Raw genomic sequence first — 5,633 nt, forward strand, 5'->3', positions numbered from 1 at the left:
GTCATCCGCCAGCAACGGCGTGGACGGCAGGGGATCAGCATCGGTCCAGTCGGCTGCTTCCTGCAAGCGGCGGCGCAGCAACGCTGAAACGCCCGGCAACAAGGCTGCCGTGGCGCCGATCTGCGCTTCCAGGGACGAACGCATGCCGGCATGGATGGCGAACGGGCCAGGCAAGGCCGCGATCAGCTCCAGCGACCGACCCGAGAGCGGCGTCGGCAAAAGACACCCGCCCGAATGCCCCGCAACCCACTGCGAGATTTCGAGCGCCCGCGCCGCGCCCGGCACGGGATCGGCACCATAGGAGGCGTCGAGAACAAGAAGATCACAGTGGGGGATCGTGTCCATGACGAAGACATTGCTGTCCGGCACCACGTCGGCGGAATAGGCGACGCGGCTCTCGCCATCGTCGACGGCAAACCAGACGCCGCCCACCACATGCCCGGAGCGTCCCGTCCGGATCGTGAGATTTCCGCTCTTCAGCGTATCGCCGGGTTGGAACAATTCGATGCGGTCTTCGGGAAAAGGGAACCGCCTGAAATCCTCGGGCTCAGCATAGCCCGCGAGCGTGGCGGGCGCCTCATTGCGGGTCTCGGCCGTCATGAAGATCGGGCCGGCATAGCCACGCGACAGCAGCCAACTCAGTGCGCCGACATGATCCTCATGGGCATGCGAGACGAACAGCGCGTCGATGTCGGCGACCGACCCGTTCAGCACCGGATAGTAGTCCGCGCCCGAGGCGCCGACCTTGATGCCGACGTCGAGCAGGATGCGATCCTTGCCGCTGCTGACAGCAAGACTGGTGCGGCCCTTTTCGCCAAAGCCGCCGAGCAGGTCGAGCATCATCACGATGCTGCCCCCGCCGCCGGGATCAGCCAGCCGGAGCGTATCCGCAGACGCGCATGGGCTCCGCTCTCCAGCAAAACCGGGTCGGGCTGTTCGAAATGCAAAGTGAGATCGGGACTGGTCGAAGGCGCGAATTCGATGCGCGCCGAGCCACCCTGGTAGATCACCCGCTTGACCAGACCATCAAAGCCGGGGCCATCCGGCGACACGTCGAGATCGGCCGACCGGCAGCAGACCTTTGCCCCGGTTCGCGGCCGCTCGCCTGGCCGGCAGCGGACAACCAGTTCAGCGCCGAGAACCCGGACCTTGCAGTGGCCCCTTTCTTCCGCGCTCAACACATCCACGGGCAGCAAAATGCCTTGCGAAATGAAGGATGCGACCATTTCATTTGCCGGCTCATGATAGAGCTCGCGCGGCGTCGCCAGCTGGGCAAGGCGCCCGCCATCCATCACCGCGATGCGGTCGGCCAATGCCATCGCCTCGGCCTGATCATGGGTGATGTAGACGATGGTGGTGCCGGTGCGCTTGTGGAAGGATGCGAACTCGTCCTCCATCGATGCCCTCAGATGCACGTCGAGATTGGCCAGCGGCTCATCGAACAGCACTAGCGAGGGCGCGGCGACAAGGCAGCGCGCCAGCGCCACGCGCTGGCGCTGGCCGCCGGAAAGATTGGCCGGCCGACGCTCGCCCAGCCCTTGCAGATTGACAAGGGCGAGTGCGTCTTCAACCTTCCGGCGGGCGACAGCCTTGTCGAGCTTCGCCACCTTCAGCGAATAACCGATGTTCTCGGCCACCGTCATATGCGGCCACAGCGCATAGTTCTGGAAGACGATGCCGACGCGCCGCTTTTCCGGTGCGACGCTGCAGCCCTTGCCCGACACGACCTCGCTGCCGATGCGGATTTCGCCCGAAGTCACTTTCTCGAATCCGGCCACCAGCCTCAGCAACGTCGTCTTGCCGCAGCCGGAAGGGCCGAGCACCGCCAGGAACTCGCCGTCGGCGACGTCGATCGACACGTCCCTGACGGCATCGAAATTGGCGAAGCTCTTGGTCACATTGTCCAGGCTCAATCGCGCCATGGCAGCACTCCGGTCGGAAGGTAGGGGGCAAGCAGATTGGTGACCAGCATCAGCACGAAGGTGACCGCCACGGTGATGACGGACATCGCCGCCGCATAGTTGGAATCGCCGCCCTGCTCGAAGGAGAACATCACCACGCCGATGGTTTCCGAGCCCGACGACCACAGCAGCGCCGAAACGGTGAGTTCGCTCAGCGCCGTCATGAAGATCAGCAGGCCGCCGGCGATCGCCGCCGGTGCCACCAAGGGAAAGATGATCGTGCGCATGCGCGTGAACAGCCCGGCGCCTGCCACTTGCGCAGCCTCCTCCAGCGCCCGGTCGATCTGGTGATAGCCGCTGATGGTTGGCCGCAGCGCCAGCACCAGGAAACGGGCGAGATAGGCGTAGAGGATGATCCAGACGGTGTTGTAGAGCTGGATGCCGGTCAGCGGGATCGGCCGCAGGAACATGAGCAGCGAGGCGATGGCCAGCACCACACCGGGCAGTGCATAGGGCAGTTCCACCGACAGATTGAGCAGCCGCACCCAGCGCTGCTTGCCCCAGGCGATCAGATAGCCGATCGGCACGGCAACCAGGACCGCGAAGAAGGCCGCCGCGATCGACAGCCAGAAGCTGTTGAAGAAGGCGCGGCCGGCCGCGTCATGCTCGAACAGCACGAAGCGATAATTGTCGAGCGTCGCCGTCTTGGCGGTGAGCGCGATGCCGTAGCCCGGCACCAGCGATGTCAGAACCAGCCCGAACAGCGGCAGGAACAGCACCACGATGATCAGCAGCCACATGCCGGCCTGGACCGTAGGCCGCCAGCGGCCGAGTTCGTATGGCTCAGCCGAAAGCGACGTGGAGCTGATGCGATAGTCGCGGCGGCGGCTCATGATCTCCTGGGCAAGGATGCCCGCCATGGCGATGATGCCGATCAGCACCGACAGGAACGCGGTTTCGCCGAGCACGGCAGGGCCGCCGCCGGCCAGCTTCTGATAGATCAGCGTCGGCAGCACGAGATAGTTGGCGGGAATACCTAGAAAGGCCGGAATACCGAAATTACCGACGCAGGAGACGAAGGCGAGTGCGGCGGCGGCCATGATCGACGGCGTCATCAAGGGCAGCACGATGGTGACCAGCACGGTGAACCAGCCGGCGCCGCCCGCCCGCGCCGCTTCGACCAGCTCGCGCGGCAGCTTGCGCAGGCCGGCGCGCACCAGCAGGAAAACCAGCGGCCCATACTGCACGCCGAGCAGCAGGATGATGCCCAATGTCGAATAGAGCGGATTCCTGGTACCGAGCGGCGGTGCCGCCCCGAACAGCTTGAGGAACGGGCTTGCCGGGCCGAACAATTGCAGCCAGGCCAGCGCCGTCACCTGCGGTGCGATCATCAAGGGCATGACGTAACAGAGCACCATGGCGCTGCGAGCGCGGATATCGGTCAGAGTGACGAGGACGGCCACCAGCGTACCCGACAACACCGCAAGCAGGGTGCCGCCGATACCGACGACCAGTGTGTGCCAGGTGGCGACCCAGGTCGCCGGACTGGCGAGCCCCGCCTTTATCGCGACGGCCGACAGCGTGCCGCCGGGTGCCACGATCTCCTTGATCAGGCGCAGCATCGGCAGCAGCGAAAGCAGGACGATGACGATGGCCACCGCCGCCGTCAGGACCATTTCCTGGCCCCGGCTTTCCCTGATCCGTGTTGACATGATTGCTTTTCCTGGGATCGATCAGCCGATGCGCTCGGGTTTCGCAGTCGGCATGCCGCTAGGGGGGCATGCCGACTGGATTGCCGGCTCAGCCGCCGAACAGTTCCGAGAACTTCGCCTTGTCGGCGTCGGTCTTGGCGACGATTGCCTTGGTGTCGAACGACATCACCTTGACCTTGACGCCTTCCGGCAGCCATTCGGGGCGGCCGACCGAGGCGCGCGCCGGCAGATAGCCCATCGAAAGCGCAAGCTTCTGGCCGTCATCGGAAAGAATGAAGTCGACGAACTTCTTGGCGCCATCGACATTCCTGGCGGTCTTCATGATGGCGACCGGTTCGGTCACTGCCGGCACACCTTCCGAGGGGAACACGAACTCGACCGGGGAACCCTTCTTCTTGGCGTTCATCGCCATGAAGTCGACGAGGATGCCATAGGGCTTCTCGCCCGATGCCACCGACTTCAGCACCGCACCATTGCCGCGCACGCTGACGGTGTTGTTGGTCTTCAGCTTCTGGAAGAAATCCCAGCCATAATTGGTATCGCCGACGAAGCCCGAAAGCAGGTAGGCGGCCGCACCCGAATAGAGCGGGCTCGGCATGACCAGGCCATCTGCATAGGCCGGCTTGGCGAGATCTGCCCAATGCTGCGGCTTCTCGGTCGCCGCGGTGTTGTAGACGATGCCGGTGGTGATCAGCTTGCTGCCGAAATAGGTCTTGCCGGCATCATAGGCATCCGCTTCGATGCCTTCGAGCTTTGCCTCGGGATAGGGCAGCAGCCGGTCGTCCTTCTTCAACAGCTCCATCGAGACCGCATCGGCGATCAGAAGCACGTCGGGCTGCGGGCTGCCGGCGGCAAACTCGGCCGCCATCTTAGTCAGGATATCGCTCGTTCCCGAGCGATAGATATTCACATCGATACCCGGCTGTGCCTTCTTGAAGGCATCCACGGTCTTGGCCGCGTCGGCTTCCGGCTGGGACGTGTAGAGCGTCAGTGTTTCGGCGTTTGCCACGCCGGCAAACAAAGTTGCCGCGAGTGCCAGCTGGCTGGCCAGCAGCTTGATGAAGTGCGTCTTCAATGAGACCTCCTGTCTTGTCTGTGCATGACCGGTCCGGCTCTGGCCGGCTCCCCGTCTCTTCCTCCCTGCACGGCGCATATGACTGGTGGATGACACAGCGCGTGAAACCCACAAAATATGTTCATATGTACGATGTCAATTACAAATGAACAGAAATGTGCGACAATCGACACGCCGAAGATCCGGCATCAGTTGACATCCGGCCGGTGTTTCCTTGATGAGCACCGGGCAGGCCACGGCTCATGAGGGACAGGAACCGATGACCACAGAAAAACCCAGACAGGCTCGCCTGCCGATGGTCTCGTCGGACCTTAACGTCAAGACGGCATGGCTCTACTATGTCGAAGGTTTCACCCAGGAACAGATCGCCGAAAAGCTCGATGTCTCCAGGGTGAAGGTCATGCGTACGCTGGCCTCCTGCACCGCCGAGGGCATTGTCGTCACCATGATCAACGCGCCGACCGCCGGACAGGTGGCGCTCGAGCGGGAACTGGAAAAGCGCTGGGGTCTGAACGCCGCCGTCGTCATCCCGACGCCGTCGGGGCATGACCATCTGGAGAAGGCCATCGGCCATGCCGTCGCGGCCTACCTCGGCGAGCAGATGCAGGACGGCATGACGCTGGCGATCGGTGGCGGCGCGACCCTGCATGCCAGCCTCGGCTTCCTTGCCCGCCGGCAGCTGAAGCGTGCCTGCGTGGTGGCGCTCGTCGGCAGCCTGCCGCACTCGCAATGGATCAATCCATCGATTGTCGCAGCCAAGGTCGCAGACGTCTTCGAGGTCGACAGCTACCAGATCACCGCGCCGGTGACGGTCGACAATTCCTCGCTGCGCGATCTCCTCTGGGCGCAGCCGACCCTGCAGGATGTGCGCCAACGCGCGGCCGCCGCCGACATCGCGCTGCTCACCGTCGGCGACATGTCGCCGGACGCCACCATCTTCCGGCA

The 5,633-nt window shown here is 64.0% G+C and carries 5 protein-coding genes; 1 reads left to right on the forward strand and 4 read right to left on the reverse strand.

The features are described from left to right. The 4 genes from EN893_RS16140 to EN893_RS16155 form a co-directional block, all read right to left on the reverse strand. Positions 1 to 843 (reverse strand): MBL fold metallo-hydrolase (locus EN893_RS16140; protein ID WP_128361643.1); only part of this gene is annotated, 843 nt, incomplete at its 3' end. Beyond that, positions 843 to 1,922, reverse strand: a complete 1,080-nt coding sequence (locus EN893_RS16145) for an ABC transporter ATP-binding protein (RefSeq protein ID WP_127270931.1) — start codon at positions 1,920 to 1,922, stop codon at positions 843 to 845. The genes EN893_RS16145 and EN893_RS16140, both read right to left, overlap by 1 nt. Then, positions 1,910 to 3,613 (reverse strand): iron ABC transporter permease, encoded by a 1,704-nt coding sequence (locus tag EN893_RS16150; RefSeq protein WP_127272591.1) that lies wholly within the window; start codon positions 3,611 to 3,613, stop codon positions 1,910 to 1,912. The genes EN893_RS16145 and EN893_RS16150 overlap by 13 nt, the downstream gene beginning before the upstream one ends. Positions 3,614 to 3,701: 88 nt before the next feature. Beyond that, complete coding sequence (locus tag EN893_RS16155) at positions 3,702 to 4,688, reverse strand: ABC transporter substrate-binding protein (protein ID WP_127272592.1); 987 nt, start codon at positions 4,686 to 4,688, stop codon at positions 3,702 to 3,704. Between the two features lie 259 nt (positions 4,689 to 4,947). Between EN893_RS16155 and EN893_RS16160 the strand changes: the two genes are divergently transcribed. Further along, the coding region (locus EN893_RS16160) for a sugar-binding domain-containing protein (RefSeq protein WP_128361642.1) at positions 4,948 to 5,633 on the forward strand (686 nt) is incomplete at its 3' end.

The sequence above is a fragment of the Mesorhizobium sp. M7A.F.Ca.CA.004.04.2.1 genome, from assembly GCF_004022825.1.
In the GTDB taxonomy this organism is placed as follows: Bacteria; Pseudomonadota; Alphaproteobacteria; order Rhizobiales; family Rhizobiaceae; genus Mesorhizobium.